At 63.3% G+C, this 16,417-nt stretch carries 13 protein-coding genes; 6 read left to right on the top strand and 7 right to left on the bottom strand.

The annotated features are described in order from the left end of the window. The first annotated feature begins 77 nt into the window (after positions 1–77). Genes NKJ89_RS14350 through NKJ89_RS14340 form a run of 3 tightly spaced genes read left to right on the top strand, consistent with a single transcriptional unit; the run spans position 78 to position 3,608 of the window. Positions 78–1,457, top strand: coding sequence for an aspartate aminotransferase family protein (locus NKJ89_RS14350; RefSeq protein WP_352603280.1), 1,380 nt, complete (start codon positions 78–80; stop codon positions 1,455–1,457). Positions 1,458–1,489: 32 nt separating this feature from the next. Then, positions 1,490–2,875, top strand: coding sequence for a glutamine synthetase family protein (locus tag NKJ89_RS14345; RefSeq protein WP_502904131.1), 1,386 nt, complete (start codon positions 1,490–1,492; stop codon positions 2,873–2,875). Between the two features lie 58 nt (positions 2,876–2,933). Next, complete coding sequence (locus NKJ89_RS14340; RefSeq protein WP_352603350.1) at positions 2,934–3,608, top strand: UdgX family uracil-DNA binding protein; 675 nt, start codon at positions 2,934–2,936, stop codon at positions 3,606–3,608. Positions 3,609–3,670: 62 nt separating this feature from the next. Here the strand turns inward: NKJ89_RS14340 and NKJ89_RS14335 are convergent, their stop codons facing one another. The 4 genes from NKJ89_RS14335 to NKJ89_RS14320 form a co-directional block, all read right to left on the bottom strand. Continuing rightward, positions 3,671–4,936 (bottom strand): glycerate kinase type-2 family protein, encoded by a 1,266-nt coding sequence (locus NKJ89_RS14335; protein ID WP_352603276.1) that lies wholly within the window; start codon positions 4,934–4,936, stop codon positions 3,671–3,673. Further along, positions 4,933–5,436 carry a heme-degrading domain-containing protein gene (locus NKJ89_RS14330; RefSeq protein ID WP_023761432.1) on the bottom strand — a complete coding sequence of 168 codons (504 nt, stop codon included), beginning with the start codon at positions 5,434–5,436 and terminating at the stop codon, positions 4,933–4,935. The genes NKJ89_RS14335 and NKJ89_RS14330 overlap by 4 nt, the downstream gene beginning before the upstream one ends. Positions 5,437–5,656: 220 nt before the next feature. Continuing rightward, positions 5,657–6,973 (bottom strand): guanine deaminase, encoded by a 1,317-nt coding sequence (gene guaD / locus NKJ89_RS14325; protein WP_352603274.1) that lies wholly within the window; start codon positions 6,971–6,973, stop codon positions 5,657–5,659. 1 nt (position 6,974) lies between these two features. Further along, a complete protein-coding gene (locus NKJ89_RS14320) occupies positions 6,975–8,192 on the bottom strand; it encodes a urate hydroxylase PuuD (RefSeq protein ID WP_352603272.1) in 1,218 nt (405 codons plus the stop codon). Positions 8,193–8,324: 132 nt separating this feature from the next. On the opposite strand from NKJ89_RS14320, the gene NKJ89_RS14315 reads away from it, so the two are divergent. The 3 genes from NKJ89_RS14315 (at position 8,325) to NKJ89_RS14305 (ending at position 11,587) form a co-directional block, all read left to right on the top strand. Next, positions 8,325–9,245, top strand: a complete 921-nt coding sequence (locus tag NKJ89_RS14315) for a LysR family transcriptional regulator (RefSeq protein WP_023761430.1) — start codon at positions 8,325–8,327, stop codon at positions 9,243–9,245. A gap of 90 nt (positions 9,246–9,335) precedes the next feature. Further along, on the top strand, positions 9,336–10,331 hold the full coding sequence (locus NKJ89_RS14310; protein WP_352603270.1) for an LLM class flavin-dependent oxidoreductase: 996 nt from the start codon (positions 9,336–9,338) through the stop codon (positions 10,329–10,331). Continuing rightward, complete coding sequence (locus NKJ89_RS14305) at positions 10,328–11,587, top strand: LLM class flavin-dependent oxidoreductase (RefSeq protein WP_352603268.1); 1,260 nt, start codon at positions 10,328–10,330, stop codon at positions 11,585–11,587. The genes NKJ89_RS14310 and NKJ89_RS14305 overlap by 4 nt, the downstream gene beginning before the upstream one ends. Before the next feature lie 58 nt (positions 11,588–11,645). Here NKJ89_RS14305 and xdhC read toward each other — a convergent pair whose 3' ends face one another. The 3 genes from xdhC to xdhA all read right to left on the bottom strand — a co-directional run bounded on the left by xdhC (position 11,646) and on the right by xdhA (position 16,414). Next, on the bottom strand, positions 11,646–12,524 hold the full coding sequence (gene xdhC, locus NKJ89_RS14300; protein WP_352603266.1) for a xanthine dehydrogenase accessory protein XdhC: 879 nt from the start codon (positions 12,522–12,524) through the stop codon (positions 11,646–11,648). 63 nt (positions 12,525–12,587) lie between these two features. Further along, the gene (gene xdhB, locus NKJ89_RS14295) at positions 12,588–14,939 is read right to left on the bottom strand and encodes a xanthine dehydrogenase molybdopterin binding subunit (RefSeq protein WP_352603348.1); all 2,352 of its coding nucleotides are present in this window, start codon (positions 14,937–14,939) and stop codon (positions 12,588–12,590) included. After that, the gene (xdhA, locus tag NKJ89_RS14290) at positions 14,939–16,414 is read right to left on the bottom strand and encodes a xanthine dehydrogenase small subunit (protein ID WP_352603264.1); all 1,476 of its coding nucleotides are present in this window, start codon (positions 16,412–16,414) and stop codon (positions 14,939–14,941) included. The genes xdhB and xdhA overlap by 1 nt, the downstream gene beginning before the upstream one ends. Positions 16,415–16,417 lie beyond the last annotated feature (3 nt).

Genomic DNA, 16,417 nt, shown 5'->3' with positions numbered 1-16,417 from the left:
CCAATGCAGGACAGATGCGCGGCCAATTGCGCTTGCGGACACCGATTGGCTAAGAGTGACGGACCAGAGGGGGGTTCATGCACAGCGACACGTCAAGGACATCAATCGGCGGCATCAGCCGCGACCGCATTGCCGAATTGCGCGAGACCGAAGGTGCGGCCTTCCGCAAGGCCCGGCCAAAGTCGCAAGCCAAGGTCGGCAACGGCCTGCCCGGCTTCTTCGGCGGCGTGCCGATGCACTGGATGAATGACTGGCCGACGCCGTTTCCGATCCTGGTCGACAGCGCCAAGGGCGCGACCATCACCGATATCGACGGTATCAGGCTCGACGATTTCTGCCTTGGCGACACCGGCTCGATGTTCGGCCATTCGCCGCCGCCGGTGGCGCGCGCCATCCGCCGTCAGGCCGGGCGCGGCCTGACCTATATGCTGCCTTCGGAAGACGCGATCGCCATCGGGCCGTTGCTACAACAGCATTTCGGCCTGCCGTTCTGGCAGATCGCGACGACGGCGACCGACGCCAACCGCTTTGCATTGCGCGTCGCCCGTGCCGTTACCGGCCGGGAGAAAATCCTTGTCTTCAACGGCTGCTATCACGGCTCGGTCGACGAGACGATGGTGCGGCTTGTCGATGGTATCGTGGTCAATCGGCCGGGGCTGGCGGGCGAATTCCGCGACCTGACCCGCACCGCCAAGGTCATCGAGTTCAACGATGTTTCAGCACTCGAAGCCGCGCTCAAGGACAAGGATGTCGCCTGCGTCATCGCCGAACCGGTGCTGACCAATTCCTGCATGGTGCCGGCCGATGCCGGTTTCCACAATGCGCTGCGCAGACTGACGCGCGAGGCCGGCACGCTGCTCTTGATCGACGAGACGCATACGATCTCGACCGGCCCGGGCGGCTACACCAGGAAATACGGGCTGGAGCCGGACTTCTTCGTCCTCGGCAAGCCGATTGCCGGCGGCGTGCCGGCCAGTGTGTGGGGCATGAGCGACGAAGTCGCATCGCGCTACGCAGATTACAACAGGACCAAGGAGCCGGGCTATTCCGGCATGGGCACGACGCTCTCGGCCAACCCGCTGCAGTTCGCGGCGATGCGCGCCACGCTCGAAGAGGTGATGACGCAGGAAAATTATGACCGCATGGACCATCTGGCGCAGCGGCTGGATGCCGGGCTGACCGGCGTGATCGACCGCTACCGTCTGCCCTGGCATGTTTCGCGCGTCGGCGCGCGCGTCGAGTTCATCTGCGCGCCCGGCCCCTTGAGGAATGGCGCCGAGGCGGAGATAGCGCATGCGCCGGAACTGGAGGCAGCTATTCATGTCGCGCTGGTCAATCGCGGCGTGCTGATCGCACCCTTCCACAACATGATGCTGATCTCGCCGGCGACGTCAGGAGCCCAGGTCAACCGGCTGATCGCCGCCTTCGGCGCGGTTGCGGCAAAGCTTGCGGCATGAGACAAGCGGCGATGGACCACTCCAATGCCATGATGACCTCACCTTCGGGCTCGACGCCCACCGAGGCGCAAGCCTTTCTCGATGCCCATCCCGAGATCGAGGCTTTCGATATCGTGCTGACCGATGCCAATGGCGTCGGCCGCGGCAAGATCGTGCGCCGGCATGAGCTGAAAAGCATTTTTGAGGGCGGCCGCCATATGCCGATCTCGATCCTCGGCCTCGACATCACCGGCGAGGATGTGCATGAGACCGGGCTGATCTGGACGACCGGCGACGGCGACCTCAGGGCATGGCCGATCCCCGGCACGCTGGTGCCGCTCTACGGCACGAATCCGCCACGCGGCCAGTTGCTGATGGCTATGTACCAGCTCGACGGCCAGCCGATGTCATCGGATCCGCGCCTCGCGCTGGCACGGCAGGTCGACATATTGGCAGCCAAGGGTCTCTATCCGGCCGGCGCCTTCGAACTCGAATTTTTTCTTCTTGCCAATGAGCGCGATGCCGACGGCAAGGTGCAGCCGGCGCGCGCCGTGCTCGACGGTCGTGTCTCAGGCAAGACCGAGGTCTATTCCGTCGATCACTTGCATGGCATGGAGCCGCTGTTTTCCGACATCTATGCCGCAGCTAGGGCACAAGGCATCCCGGCCGAGACGGTGATTTCCGAATATGCGCCGGGCCAATACGAACTGACGCTGAACTACCGCAAGGATGTGATGCGAGCGGCCGACGACCTCGTCATGCTGAAGCGGCTGGTCCGCGCGCAGGCGCGCCGCCACGGCGTCACCGCCTGTTTCATGGCCAAGCCGATCGAGAAATATGCCGGCTCCGGCATGCATTTTCATGTCTCGCTGCAGGACAAGGCTGGCCGAAACGTCTTTGCCGAAGCCGGCGGCGAGAGCTGGTCGCTGCCGCTGCTGCAAGGGCTCGGTGGCTTGATCCAGACGATGGCGGAATCGATGCTGGTGTTTGCGCCGCACGCCAATTCCTGGCGGCGATTCGTCTCGCAGTCCTATGCGCCGGTGGCGCCGACCTGGGGTGTGAACAACCGCTCGGTGGCGCTGCGCGTGCCGGCGGGCGACGCCAAGAACCGGCGCATCGAGCACAGGCCGTCCGGCGTCGACGCCAACCCCTATTTGATAGCCGCGACCGTGCTGGCAGCTATAGTCAAGGGGCTCGACGAAGGTCTCGATCCCGGTCCCGAAACCACCGGCAACGGCTACGAAGCGGCAGTCACGCGCACGACCATGCCCGTCGACTGGCGCGCCGCGATCGAAGCCGCGCGAGCATCCAGCTTCCTGAAGGGCGCGCTCGGAGAGGACCTGCACCGGACCTTCGTGGCGATCAAGCAGTCGGAATATCTGCGCGTGGCGCGCACGGTCAGCGAACTGGATTACCACCTCTATCTGCACGAGGTGTAAGGAAAGGAACCATCGCCGATCTCGTTCATTTCAATATCGAAATGGACGAGGCAAGATGATGGCGACCACGGGCCTTCCGCATGAGGCGAAGATCCCTGCCCGGCGTGTTTCTATTGCACGTGCGGAGCCGATAGCGGACGAAGCCAGCTCGATCACGAACCTGCGCGAGGCCGCAGAGGGCTGCCGTCGCTGCCCGCTTTGGCGTCATGCGACGCAGACCGTGTTCGGCGAAGGCCCGGACGATGCCAAGGTGATCTTCGTCGGCGAACAGCCGGGCGATCAGGAGGATCTCGCCGGCAAGCCTTTCGTCGGGCCTGCAGGCAGGGTGTTCGACGCCATCCTTGATGACGCCGGGGTTGACCGTCAGAAAGTTTACGTCACCAACGCGGTCAAGCACTTCAAATTCGAACCGCGCGGCAAGCGGCGCATCCATTCCAAGCCGAATGCCGGCGAGATTCAGGCCTGCCGCTGGTGGATCGACCAGGAATTCGACCTGATCAAGCCGAACATCGCCGTGGCACTCGGCGCGACAGCGGCGACGTCGCTGCTGGGCAAGGCTGTTCCCGTGATGAAGATGCGCGGCCAGGTGATCGAGCGCGAGGACGGGTTGCGCGTCTTTGTCACCATCCATCCCTCCTTCATCCTGCGCATTCGCGAGCCTGCGGACAAGCAAGCCGAACGAGACCGGTTCCTGGACGATATGAGAAAGGTGAAGCGGTTGATGGCTGCGTAATCCGTTGTTTTGCGCAATTCCGGACGAAAAACCGCTTCACACTTTTCCTGGAATTGCTTTGGCTACCTGATCAGGATCGCCCTGAGATCGTTGACATTCGTACCGGTCGGGCCTGGCACGAAGAGATCGCCAACCGCATTGAATGCCGTCCAGGCGTTGTTTCCGGCCAGCATGGCCTTGGCATCGACCCCGGCTGCCCGCATGCGCGACACCGTCGAACCGTCGGCAAAGGCGCCCGCATTGTCTTCCGAACCATCGATGCCGTCGGTGTCAGCGGCCAGTGCGTGAATGGCTTCGACGCCGCTGATGCCAATGGCGAACGCGAGCAGGAATTCCGAATTGCGGCCGCCCTTGCCCCTGGCACGAAGTGTCACCGTGGTTTCGCCACCCGACAGGATCAGCACCGGCTTTGGAAATGGCCGGTTGCGCGTCGCCACTTCGCGGGCGATCGCCGCGTGGACGCCGCCGACCTCGCGCGCTTCGCCTTCGATCGAGTCGGAGAGGATGACGGCCTCGACGCCTTGCCGTTTCGCTTCCGCGGCCGCTGCCTCGAGCGATACGCCGGCGGAGGCGATCAGATGTACTTCGTTGCGCGAAAAGCGTTCATCATCAGGACTTGGCGCATCGGCCGCCGGCGAATTGATATGCGCCATCACCGAGGCCGGCAGTTTCATGCCATAGGCTGATATCGATGCCAGAGCGTCTGCGCGGCTGCCTTTATCCGGAACCGTCGGGCCGGAGGCGACCAGCGCCGGGTCGTCGCCGGGAATATCGGAAACGACCAGCGACACCACCTTGGCCGGATACGCCGCGGCGGCCAGCCTGCCACCCTTGATGGTCGAAAGGTGCTTGCGGATGGTGTTCATCGCTGCGATCGGCGCGCCGGAGGCGAGCAGCGCCTCGTTGACGGCGATCTCGTCGGCCAGCGTCAGGGTGGCGGCCGGCGACGGCAGGAGCGCCGAGCCGCCGCCCGAAATCAGCGCCACGACCAGGTCGTCCGCCGTCAACCCCTGGACCTTGGCGAGCAGGCGGCGCGAGGCTTCAAGCCCGGCTGCATCCGGCACCGGATGCGCGGCCTCGATGATCTCGATACGCTCGCATTTCGCGCCGTAGCCGTAGCGGGTGACGACCAGCCCTTCGATCGGACCGTCCCACACTTTCTCGAACGCCGCCGCCATCTGCGCCGAGCCTTTTCCCGCGCCAATGACGATGGTGCGGCCCTTAGGCCTGGCCGGCAAATGATCCCGGATGGTTCGTTCCGGATCGGCGGCGGCGACGGCCGCGTTGAAGATCGAGGTAAGGAACGATTTGGGGTCGAGCACGGTCATTCGGCTTCCCGAGGCAATGCCAGCCCGCGCTTGTCGACGCCCAAATGATCGCACAGGGCATCGACCACGACGCCGTGATCCTGGCGCTCCGGCAGTCCGGAGACAGCGATCACACCGATGACGCCGGCGCCCTTGACGGTCACCGGAAACCCACCGCCGGCCAGCACATAGTCCGATATGTCGAGGCCCTCACCGATCTTGAAGGTGCGGTCGGGGCGCTGCTGTTCCAGCACCATGCGGTAGGTGCTTTTCAGGAATCGCCTGACGACATTGATCTTGCGACGCGCCCAATCGGGATTGGACGCGTTCGAGCCGGGCATCGCGGCATAGAACAGCGGCCGATCGAAGGTCCTTATCTCGACGATAACAGGCAGGTTCTCGGCCAAAGCCCGTTTGCGGATGGCCGAGCCGATCTTGAACGCAACGGCCTCGTCGAAGACGGAGAAGACAAGGGTCTCTTCCTGTCTCTTGATCAGAGCGATGTCGTCAGCAACGGCCATTTTCTCTCTCCGAAAATCGTCACACGTCGTTTGTACGACAAGCTCCGCCCGGTCAAGCGCGCGTCGCGGCAGCCCCCTCATCCGGCCGCTTGGCGGCCACCTTCTCCCCGAGGGGAGAAGAGACGAGCACGGGCCTCGGCTTCCTCCTCTCCCCTCGGGGAGAGGTCGGATTGCCCCGAATTCCCTTTGCAATTCGGTTGGCAATCCGGGTGAGGGGGTCTTACCCCGCGATCATATCGTTCTTGGCGGCCCGTCCGGCGACGTAGACCTCGCGTACGGCGCGGTCGTCGCCTAGCGTTTGCAGCAGGAACAATTCCTGCGCCAACGTCTCGACCGTTTCCATCCTGAGCCGCATCGCCGGCGTCGCCCTGGCATCCAGGACGACGATGTCGGCGTCGGTGCCTGCGTCCAGCGTGCCGATCCTTTCCGCCACCGACAGCGCCTCGGCATTGCCGCGCGTCAGCTGCCAGAAGGACTGGAACGGGTTCAGCTTCTCGCCGTTCAGTGCGATCACCTTGTAGCCCTCGTCCATGGTGCGCAGCATGGAATAGTTGGTGCCCCCGCCGACATCGGTGGCGGCGGCGATACGGATCGGCCTGTCGCGGCGGCGAAAGCGCTGATAGTCGAACAGGCCGGAACCAAGGAACAGGTTCGAGGTCGGACAGAACACCGCCACCGAACCCGAGGCCGAAAGCGCGTCCGCCTCGCGCTCCGACAAATGGATGCAATGGCCGAACAGGCTTTTTTTCCCCAACAGCCCATAGTGCTCGTAGACGTCGGTGTAGTCGCGCGACCACGGATAGAGTTCTTTCGTGAAGGCGATCTCGGCGTGGTTTTCCGACAGATGCGTCTGCATGTGCAGGTCGGGGTATTCCCGGCACAGCGCGCCGGCCATCTCCATCTGCTCCGGCGACGAGGTGATGGCGAAGCGCGGCGTGATGGCATAAAGCTGCCGTCCCTTGCCGTGCCACTCGGCGATCAGCGCCTTTGTGTCGTCGTAGCCGGATTGCGGAGTGTCGAGCACGCCGTCTGGCGCATTGCGGTCCATCATAACCTTGCCGGCTATGTTGAGCATGTTGCGGTCATGCGACTCTGCAAAGAAGGCTTCGGCAGAAGCCTTATGCACCGAGCAGTAGGCGGCGACCGTCGTGGTGCCGTGGCGCACCACCTCGTCGAGGAATAGCCGCGCTATGCGCCGGCCGTGCTGGGCGTTGGAGAACTTCGTTTCTTCCGGAAAAGTGTAGGTGTTCAGCCAGTCGAGCAGTTCTGCGCCATAGGAAGCGATGATCTGCATCTGCGGAAAATGCGCATGCGCGTCGATGAAGCCCGGCAGCAGCAGATGCGGCCGATGATCTATTTTTTTCACCGCTTCGCCAGCCTGCTTTTCAACTTCGGCATAGGCACCGGTGGCAACGATCCTGCCGTCGCGGATCAGCAGACCGCCATCCTCCTCGTAGCGCCAGGCGGAGTGGTCGTCGATGGTTTGCGGCCAGCGCTCGAAGGACAGCGTGCGGCCACGCAGAAGTGTCGAAATCATGCTATTTCCCTGAGCCTTCGAACCAGGCCACCAGCAGCGCGCGTTCCTTGTCGGTGATCTGGCTAACGTTGGCGGGCGGCATGGCGTGGCTGCGGCCGGCCTGAAGATAGATCTCACGGGCGTGGTTGGCGATATCCGCATCGTTATCCAGCATCACGCCCTTCGGCGCATGATAGAAGCCCTCGTAGGCCGGCTCCGCCGCATGGCACATCGAGCAGCGGCCGAGCACGGTGTCGCGCACGGCCGGGAAATGCACCGAAGCGACATAGACCTGCGCGGCGGCCGATTGCCTGGGTTCGCCGGTCAGCACCTTCGGCACGGTCGACAGCCAGATGATGATGATGAACAGGACAAGTGCTGCCATCCAGGTCCAGGTCGGGTTGCCCTTGCGGGCATGGACGCTATTGAAATAGTGCCGGATCAGCACGCCGATGATGAACACCAGCGAGGCGATGACCCAGTTGAACTCAGTGCCGAACGCCAGGGGATAGTGGTTCGACAGCATCAGGAACAGCACCGGCAGCGTCAGATAATTGTTGTGGAGCGAACGCTGCTTGGCGATCTTGCCGTATTTAGGGTCGGGCTTGCGGCCTGCGATGAGGTCGGCGACGACGATCTTCTGGTTGGGGATGATGACCATGAAGACATTGGCCGACATGATCGTCGCGGTGATGGCGCCCAGATGCAGGAAGGCGGCGCGGCCGGTGAACAAATGCGTCAGCCCCCAGGCGATGAACACCAGCACGCAGTAGAGCACCAGCATCAGGCCGGTGTCGCTTTTTCCCAGCGGCGAGCGGCACAGGAGATCATAGACCACCCAGCCGACACCGATGGTAGCCAGCGACAGCAGGATACCTACCGGCACGGACATCGGCAGCACGTTGGGATCGATCAGGAAAAGATCGGCCCCGGCATAATAGACGACGCACAGCATGGCGAAGCCGGACAGCCAGGTGGCGTAGGATTCCCATTTGAACCAGGTCAGGTGCTCGGGCATCTCAGCCGGCGCCACAAGGTATTTCTGGATGTGGTAGAAGCCGCCGCCATGCACCTGCCATTCCTCGCCGAAGGCTCCGACAGGCATGCCCGGCCGCTGGCGCAGACCGAGATCGAGCGCGACGAAGTAGAACGACGAACCTATCCAGGCGATGCCGGTGATGACATGCAGCCAGCGCACGGCAAAGCTCAGCCAGTCCCAGAAAATCGCAAAATCCATCATTGAAGTCGTCCCTGCCGATTGGCTGACTTTACGGGCTGGAGCGCAAACGGAAAGGGGCGAGGTGCACGATGACTTTCAAAAAAAAATGGAAAATACTAGGCTTATCGCTGCAAACCGGCGAAGGTGCTCCGTATGGCCTATCTCGACAACATCGCCGTCTTCGTCCGCGTCGTCGAACTCGGCAATCTGTCGGCGGCCGGGCGCGACATGCGCATTTCGCCGGCGGTGGCCTCCAACCGCATCAAGGAGTTGGAGAAGCATCTTGGCGTGCGGCTTTTCAACCGCACAACACGGCAATTGATGCCGACCGAACACGGCACGGTTTTTTATTCAGGCGCCAAGCAGGTGCTGGAGGCGATCACCGAGGCCGAAGCGGCTGTCTCGGCCCTTTCCGGCCAGCCCCGCGGTACCATCCGTGTCACGGCACCTTTGGGCCTCGGCCGCCGGCTGGTGGCTTCGGGCATCCCCGATTTCCACGACAAATACCCTGATATCGAGGTGCGGCTCAGGCTTTCGGACCACAATGTCGACATCATGAAGGAAGGCATCGACGTCGCCTTCCGGCTCGGCATCATCGAGGATTCCAGCCTCAGAATGCGTGGCATCATGGAATGCGAGCGCGTGCTGGTGGCGGCGCCGAAATATCTTGAGGCGCGCGGCGAACCGTTGGAGCCGCAGGAACTGATCGGCAAGAAACATGACTGCCTGATGCTGCGCTACTCCGGCGCGCGCGAATATGTTTGGACGCTGCAGACACCCGCAGGCCCGCAGAAATTCGAAGTGCACGGGCCCTACGATACCGACGATGGCGACGTGCTGACCAGCTGGGCGCTGTCGGGGCGCGGCATCATCAACAAGCCGCGCTTCGAGGTCGAGCCGTTTATCCGCGACCAGCGCCTGAAAGTGATCCTGAGCAACACGCCGCCGACGCCGGTGCAGTTCGCAGCCGTTTATCCGCACAAGAAGCTGCAGGATCCGAAAGTGCGGCTGCTGCTCGACTTCATGGCCGAACGCTGCCAGCGGCTGATCAACGATCTCCTGGCCGGCAAGTGATGGCCTCGTGGCCCATCCGGGGCAGTTGCCCTGGGCGAAAGCCAGCCTAGGTTGGTAGCCGAATGGCTGCACGCTATCGCTGATAGCCAAATGGACAGCAGAATGCATCTCGCCGTTTCGCTCAACATCGCTTCCACCGCAGGGCAGACCGGCCCGACATTCAGTGAGATAGCCGGCTTCGTGCGAAAGGCCGAGGCGGCAGGTATCGACATGGTCGTTATCTCCGACTCATTGGCGAGCGGCGAGCCGTCCAGCAGTCCCTTCGAAGCGACGACGCTCATCGCCGCACTGGCGACAGTGACGAGCAGGATCGGCCTCGTTGCCGCAGCCTCGACAATTGCCCACCAGCCCTACAATCTGGCGCGCCGTTTTGCCTCGCTCGACATCATCAGCCATGGCCGCGCCGGCTGGAACGCGACCATGACGCAGGCGCCACGCGAGGCCGCCAATTTCAGCCGGCCCGAAGGCTTTTCCGGCGACGATTTTCGCCGTCGCACGCAGGAATATATCGGCATCGTTCAGGGCCTGTGGCAGGGCTGGGATGCGGACGCACTGCTGTTCGACCAAAGCGGAGGCCGCTTCCACGACCCCGAAAAGATGCACTTTCTTGACCATCAGGGCGAGTTCTTCTCCGTGCGCGGACCGCTGAACGTCGCACGGTCGCCGCAGGACACGCCGGTGCTTGTCTTGTCGGATCTGTCGGAGCCCGATCTGGATATTGTCGCTCGCGCCGCCGATGTGATCCTGCTGGGCGACGGACCGATCGAGAGTGCGAAAGCAAACTATGACGAACTGAGGCGCCGTGTTGCCGCCTGCGGACGCGACCCGGATGCCGTGAAGGTGCTGAGGAACGTCGCGTCTATCGCCGATAGTAAGCCGGCTGCCGTCACCGATAGCTTGGAAGAAGAATTCCGCACACCAAGCTGCGACGGGTTCAACATCCAAATGCCGGCACAGCTTTCCGCGCTCGACGATTTCTTCGGTCTGGTCTTGCCGGCTTTGCGGCGGCGCGGCCTTTTTCGACAGAGCTATCGCGGCGCAACCTTGCGCTCGCATCTCGGGCTTGCCGGCGGAGGTGGCCAATGACCGCTCGCCAGATGAAGCTCGGCGCCTTCCTATGGGCGACAGGGCACCACATCGCCGCCTGGCGCCACCCCAAGGCCCACGTGACCGCCGGAATCGACATCGACCATTACATCCAGCTGGCACGTACGGCGGAGGCGGCGAAATTCGACATGGTGTTCTGCGAGGACGCTGCCGGCCTGCGCGAAGCAAATATCGACATCGCCAGCCAAACGTCGCGCTCAATCGGTTTCGAGCCGATCAGCCTGCTTTCGGCGCTAGCCGCCCAGACCAGCCGCATCGGCCTCGTCTCGACCGCGTCGACCAGCTACAACGAGCCTTACGGGCTGGCGAGGGCCTTTCTGTCGCTCGACCATTTAAGTGGCGGTCGGGCCGGCTGGAACCTGGTCACCTCGGCCAGTCCCATCGAAGCAGCCAATTTCGGCTCGACGGGCCTCAAGCCCCATGCCGACCGCTACGAACGGGCGCGGGAGTTCGCCGAAGTGGTCGCCGGGCTTTGGCACGGCAAGCTCGATGAAGCTTCCAGTCATGCCAGCCAAAGCTTTTCGGTGCGGGATCCGCTCGACTTGCCGCGTTCGTCGCAGGGCGCGCCGGTCATGGTCCAGGCCGGCGCCTCTGAGGTCGGCCGCGACCTCGCCGCCCGCACCGCAGACGTGGTGTTCACGGCCGCGCAGACGTTCGAGGAAGCGAAAGCCTTTTATGACGATCTCAAGGGACGCATGGCGGCCTATGAGCGTGAGCCGGGCGACATCAAGATCATGCCCGGCGTAGCGCCAGTGGTGGCGGAGACCGAGGCAGAGGCCCAGGAGAAATACGCGGAATTGCAGGAGCTGATCCCCGACGATGTCGGCGTGGCGCTGCTTTCCAGCTATCTCAGCATCTCCGATCTGTGGCGCTATCCGATCGAGGGGCCGCTGCCGGAATTACCGGAGAGCGAGGGGATGAAAAGCCGGCAAGCACTGGTGATCGAGCAGTCTCGCCGCGACAACCTTTCCATCCGCCAGCTTGCCCGCCATTTCGCCGGCGCCCGCGGCCATTGGCGCATTGTCGGCACAGCCGCCCAAATCGCCGACGAGCTGCAGGCGCGGTTCGAGGGCGGTGCGGCCGACGGCTTCAACGTCATGCCCTCGTATTTCCCCGGAGAGCTCGATGCCTTTGCGACGCTGGTCGTGCCGGAACTGCAGCGGCGCGGCCTGTTCCGCATCGACTATGAGGGTCGCACACTGCGCGACCATCTGGGGCTGAAACGACCCCGTTGAGATGCGTCGAGCAAACGGATTTTCGGGCGATTGAAACCGAATATCTGTCCGGCAAAACTTAGCCGGCTATCGCCTTCTCGTGCGGGACTTGTTGACCAGCATTCGGCGCCGCGGCGTGCATGACCAGCGCCGTCATGATCTCGGCCGCCGCAAGCGCCGCGATGACTTGCGGCCGCTTGTCCTTGACGGCGTCGCCGCCGATCGGCGAAATGAGGCGGGCAAATTCCGCCTCGCTGCCATCCGCCGATTTCAGGAACCAGTTCTTGAACGTCGCTTTCTTGGTCTTCGACCCGATCATGCCGACATAGGCGGCGTCGCCGCGTTTCAGCGCTTCGGCCACGATCAGGAAATCCAGCGCGTGGTCGTGGGTGAGGATGGCGAAGGCGGCCCCCGCAGGAGCATCGCGCACCATAGCTTCCGGTATCGGCGTCAGCCGGGTCTCGACGGTTTCCGGCATGCCTTCCAGCGCCTCGGCCCGCGTCTCGATGACGACGCCATACACGGGAAGAAGTGCGATCGTCGACGCCAGCGCCTGGCCGACATGGCCGCCGCCGAAGATATAGACATGCGGCAGCTGTGCCTCCTCGGCTTCCGCAGCCGCGACCAATTCGGCGGCGAGCGCCGCATCCACCAGCCGGATCAGCACTTCGACCCGCCCGCCGCAGCATTGGCCGATCTCGGGGCCTAGCGGGACGTCGAGGGTCGCGGCGCGGCGTCTCTCCCCCCTTGAGGGGGAGAAAAGCATCTGCCTGGCTTTGTCGATGGCCATGTATTCGAGCTGACCGCCGCCGATCGTGCCCAGGATTGCCGATTGCGCGACGAGCATGAGCGCGCCCTTCTCGCGTGGCGTCGACCCTTTCGTGCCGGCGACCTCGACCAAAGCGATGCGGCCTTGACCAGCAAGGAAGTCTTTGAGGCTTTGCACTTTCGAATTCATATCTTGTATTCCCGATAGGGAAATATAGGGTTTTTCGGTCCGAATTGCACGTTTTTGCCGGATTCAAGCGCCGGTCTTCGCCTCGGTCTTAAGCCGCTCGATCGCCATCAGAACCCGTTCCGGGGTCGCCGGCGCGTCGAGGCGAGGACAGATCCTGTTGTCGGCGACGCTCGCCACCGCATCCGACAGGGCGTGCAGCACCGACATGCCGAGCGGGAACGGCGGCTCGCCGACCGCCTTGGAGCGGTGGATGGTCGGCTCACCCGCTTCCGGCCAGTCGGCCAGGGTGACGTTGAAAATCTTCGGCCGATCGGAGGCGAGCGGAATCTTGTATGTCGACGGCGCATGGGTGCGCAGCCGGCCTTTGTCGTCCCACCACAGTTCTTCCGTCGTCAGCCAGCCCATGCCCTGGATGAAGCCGCCCTCGATCTGGCCGATGTCGATAGCCCGGTTCAGCGACCGGCCACAGTCATGGAGAATATCGGTGCGCTCGACCATGTATTCACCGGTCAGCGTGTCGACCGAGACTTCCGAGCACGAGGCGCCATAGGCGAAATAGTAAAACGGGCGGCCCTCGCCCTTGTCGCGGTCCCAGTGGATTTTCGGCGTTTTGTAGAAACCGGCTGCCGACAGCTGGATGCGGGCCATATAGGCCTGCTTGACGAGGTCGACGAAGGCGATCTCCTGGTTGCCGATGCGCACCCGGTTGGGCAGGAAGAGCACCTGATCGCGCGACACCTGATATTTTTCGGCGGCGAAATCGGTCAGCCTATCCTTGATCTGGCGAGCGCCGTTCCGCGCCGCCATGCCGTTGAGATCGGAACCGGACGACGCCGCCGTGGCCGAGGTGTTCGGCACCTTGCCGGTCGTCGTCGCGGTGATCTTCACCTGGTCGAGGTCGATCTGGAACTCTTCCGCCACCACCTGCGCCACCTTGACGTAGAGGCCCTGCCCCATCTCGGTGCCGCCATGGTTCAGATGCACCGAACCATCGGTGTAGACATGCACCAGCGCGCCAGCCTGATTGTAGTGCGTGGCAGTGAAGGAAATGCCGAACTTGACCGGCGTCAACGCCAGGCCACGCTTGATGAAACGGCTGTTGGCGTTGAAGGCCGATATTTCGCGCCGCCGCCGCGCATAGCTGGCGCTCTCCTCCAGTTCGGCGACGATGCGCTGGATGATGTTGTCCTCAACCGTCTGGTGATAGGGTGTGACGTTGCGGTCTGATGTGCCGTAGAAATTCTTCTTGCGGATTTCGAGCGGGTCCTTGCCGACGGCAAAGGCCACCTCGTCGATGACGCGCTCGGCGCCAACCATGCCTTGCGGGCCGCCGAAACCACGGAAGGCAGTGTTCGACACGGTGTTGGTGTAGAGCGGCGCCGACTGCGCATGCACCGCCGGCCAGAAATAGGTGTTGTCGCAGTGGAACAGCGCGCGATCGGTCACCGGGCCGGAAAGGTCCGACGAAAAGCCGCAGCGCGCCGCGAACATGAAATCGACACCGAGGATGTTGCCCTCATTGTCGAAGCCGACCTCATAGTCGACCAGGAAATCGTGACGCTTGCCGGTGGCGATCATGTCGTCGTCGCGGTCGGGCCGGATCTTCACGGCGCGATGGTGCTTCTTCGCGGCGATCGCGGCCAATGCCGCAAACTGGTTGCCTTGCGTCTCCTTGCCGCCGAAGCCGCCGCCCATGCGGCGGATTTCCACCGTGACCGCGTTGCTCGGCACACCGAGCGCGTGGCTGACCATGTGCTGGATTTCGCTCGGATGCTGGGTCGAGGAATAGATGGTGACGTCCTGGTCCTCGCCGGGAATGGCCATCGCAATGTGGCCTTCGAGATAGAAATGCTCCTGGCCGCCGATGCGCATCTGCCCTTTGAGCCGACGCGGCGCCTTTTCGATCGCTGTAGCGACATCGCCGCGCTTCAGGGTCAGCGGCGGCGTGACGAGCTTGTCCTTCTTCGGATCGAGCTCGCCGATGTCGGTGACGAAAGGCAATTCCTTGTATTCGACCTTGGCCAACCTGGTGGCGCGGCGCGCCTGCTCGCGCGTCTCCGCAATGACGCAGAAGATCGGCTGGCCGTAGAATTGCACCTTGCCATCGGCCAGCACCGGCTCGTCGTGGCGGCCGGTCGGCGAAATGTCGTTTTCGCCCGGCACATCCTTGGCCGTCAGCACGTCTACAACGCCGGGCGCCGTACGCACCGCCGAAAGATCCATGCTGGTGATGGTGGCATGTGTTGCAGCCGAAAGCCCGAGGCAGCCGTGCAGCGTGCCGGCCGGTTCCGGCATGTCGTCAATGTAGACGGCGGTGCCCGCGACATGCTTGTGCGCGGAATCATGGCGCTGATCGGTGGCGACGCCACCTTCAATCTTTTCAGCCCTAGGGTTGGGCGCTGCGTGCTTGTTCATCATGCCGCCTCGTGCCTCGAAACCTGGACCGGCGCCTTGGTGCCGCTCGTCTCTGCAAAGAAGCGCAACAGCAGGTTCTTCGCCGCCAGCGCCCGGTATTCTGCGCTCGCCCGCATATCGGTCAGCGGCGTGAAATCCTCGGCATATCCGGCCATCGCCACTTCCACCGTCTGTTCGGTCCACGGCTTGCCAAGCAGTGCTTTTTCCACAGAAGACGCACGCTTCGGCGTCGCCGCCATGCCGCCATAGGCGATGCGCACATCCGCGACCGTGCCATCCCCGGCCAGCGTCAGGAAGAAAGCGCCGAGGGCTGCCGTGATGTCCTCGTCGCGGCGCTTGGTGATCTTGTGGACGGCGAATTTTGTGCCCTTGGCAGGAACCGGCACATGCACGGCCTCGACGAACTCGCCCGGCTGCCGGTCCTGCTTGCCATAAGCAATGAAGAAGGTTTCCAGCGGGATCGTGCGCCGCTTCTTGCCCTTGCGCAGCGTCAGCCGCGCGCCGAGAGCGATCAAGGGCGGTGGTGTGTCGCCGATCGGCGAGCCGTTGGCGATGTTGCCGCCGATAGTGCCCATGTTGCGCACCTGATCGCCACCGATGCGATCGAACAGCGGCCCCAGCGCAGGGATGCGTCTGGCGAGCGTCGAGAATGCTTCGGTGTAGGTGACGCCGGCACCGATCGAAATGACGCCATTGTCTTCCGAGATTGTGCAAAGCCCGTCGAGATTGCCGATGAAAATGGCCGGCGAAATTTCGCGCATGTGCTTGGTCACCCACAGGCCGACATCGGTCGAGCCGGCAACAATGGTGGCGCCGGGCTCCTCGTCTAGCACAGCGGCGAAATCGTCGACATTGGCCGGCACGACAAGCCGTGCCTTGCCCGCGCCGATCTCGACCCTCGCACCGTCATGCATGGCCTCGAGCCTTGCGGTGATCGCCTTGCGCTCGGCGGCGAGCGGGTCCTTCACCACCTTGCCGTAGCTGGAGATGGCATGCGCCGCGCGTATGATCGCCTCGTAGCCGGTGCAACGGCAGAGGTTGCCCTGCAACGCCTTTTCGATTGCCGCGTTTGACGGATCTGATGATCTCATCCACAGGCCATAGAGCGACATGACGAAACCCGGCGTGCAGAAGCCGCATTGCGAACCGTGGAAATCGACCATCGCCTGCTGCACCGGGTGCAACTGCCCGGGTGACCCGCGCAAATGCTCGACGGTCACGACATGGGTGCCGTCCAGCGAGCCGAGGAAGCGTATGCAGGCATTGACGGTTTCGTAGACCAATCCACCAGCGGATAGTTTGCCGACCAACACCGTGCAGGCCCCACAATCGCCTTCGGCGCAGCCTTCCTTGGTGCCGCGCAGCGAGCGGTCGAGCCGCAGCCAGTCGAGCAAGGTTGCATCGGGCGCCACCGTCGAAAGCACGACATCCCTGCCATTGAGGATGAAGCGTATTTCGTTTCGGATGTTGACCATGCC

Origin of the sequence: Mesorhizobium sp. M0047 (assembly GCF_040323315.1) — a bacterium.
GTDB lineage: Bacteria > Pseudomonadota > Alphaproteobacteria > Rhizobiales > Rhizobiaceae > Mesorhizobium.
Note: the sequence above shows the minus strand (reverse complement) of the source record. Positions and strands in the feature narration are given on the sequence as shown.

What these genes read in the sequence shown, in the direction of transcription:
- NKJ89_RS14350 (WP_352603280.1), top strand. Translation starts at nt 78, where the DNA reads ATGCACAGCGACACGTCAAGGACATCAATCGGCGGCATCAGCCGCGAC.
- NKJ89_RS14345 (WP_502904131.1), top strand. Translation starts at nt 1,490, where the DNA reads ATGACCTCACCTTCGGGCTCGACGCCCACCGAGGCGCAAGCCTTTCTC.
- NKJ89_RS14340 (WP_352603350.1), top strand. Translation starts at nt 2,934, where the DNA reads ATGGCGACCACGGGCCTTCCGCATGAGGCGAAGATCCCTGCCCGGCGT.
- NKJ89_RS14335 (WP_352603276.1), bottom strand. Translation starts at nt 4,936, where the DNA reads ATGACCGTGCTCGACCCCAAATCGTTCCTTACCTCGATCTTCAACGCG.
- NKJ89_RS14330 (WP_023761432.1), bottom strand. Translation starts at nt 5,436, where the DNA reads ATGGCCGTTGCTGACGACATCGCTCTGATCAAGAGACAGGAAGAGACC.
- guaD (WP_352603274.1), bottom strand. Translation starts at nt 6,973, where the DNA reads ATGATTTCGACACTTCTGCGTGGCCGCACGCTGTCCTTCGAGCGCTGG.
- NKJ89_RS14320 (WP_352603272.1), bottom strand. Translation starts at nt 8,192, where the DNA reads ATGATGGATTTTGCGATTTTCTGGGACTGGCTGAGCTTTGCCGTGCGC.
- NKJ89_RS14315 (WP_023761430.1), top strand. Translation starts at nt 8,325, where the DNA reads ATGGCCTATCTCGACAACATCGCCGTCTTCGTCCGCGTCGTCGAACTC.
- NKJ89_RS14310 (WP_352603270.1), top strand. Translation starts at nt 9,336, where the DNA reads ATGGACAGCAGAATGCATCTCGCCGTTTCGCTCAACATCGCTTCCACC.
- NKJ89_RS14305 (WP_352603268.1), top strand. Translation starts at nt 10,328, where the DNA reads ATGACCGCTCGCCAGATGAAGCTCGGCGCCTTCCTATGGGCGACAGGG.
- xdhC (WP_352603266.1), bottom strand. Translation starts at nt 12,524, where the DNA reads ATGAATTCGAAAGTGCAAAGCCTCAAAGACTTCCTTGCTGGTCAAGGC.
- xdhB (WP_352603348.1), bottom strand. Translation starts at nt 14,939, where the DNA reads ATGAACAAGCACGCAGCGCCCAACCCTAGGGCTGAAAAGATTGAAGGT.
- xdhA (WP_352603264.1), bottom strand. Translation starts at nt 16,414, where the DNA reads ATGGTCAACATCCGAAACGAAATACGCTTCATCCTCAATGGCAGGGAT.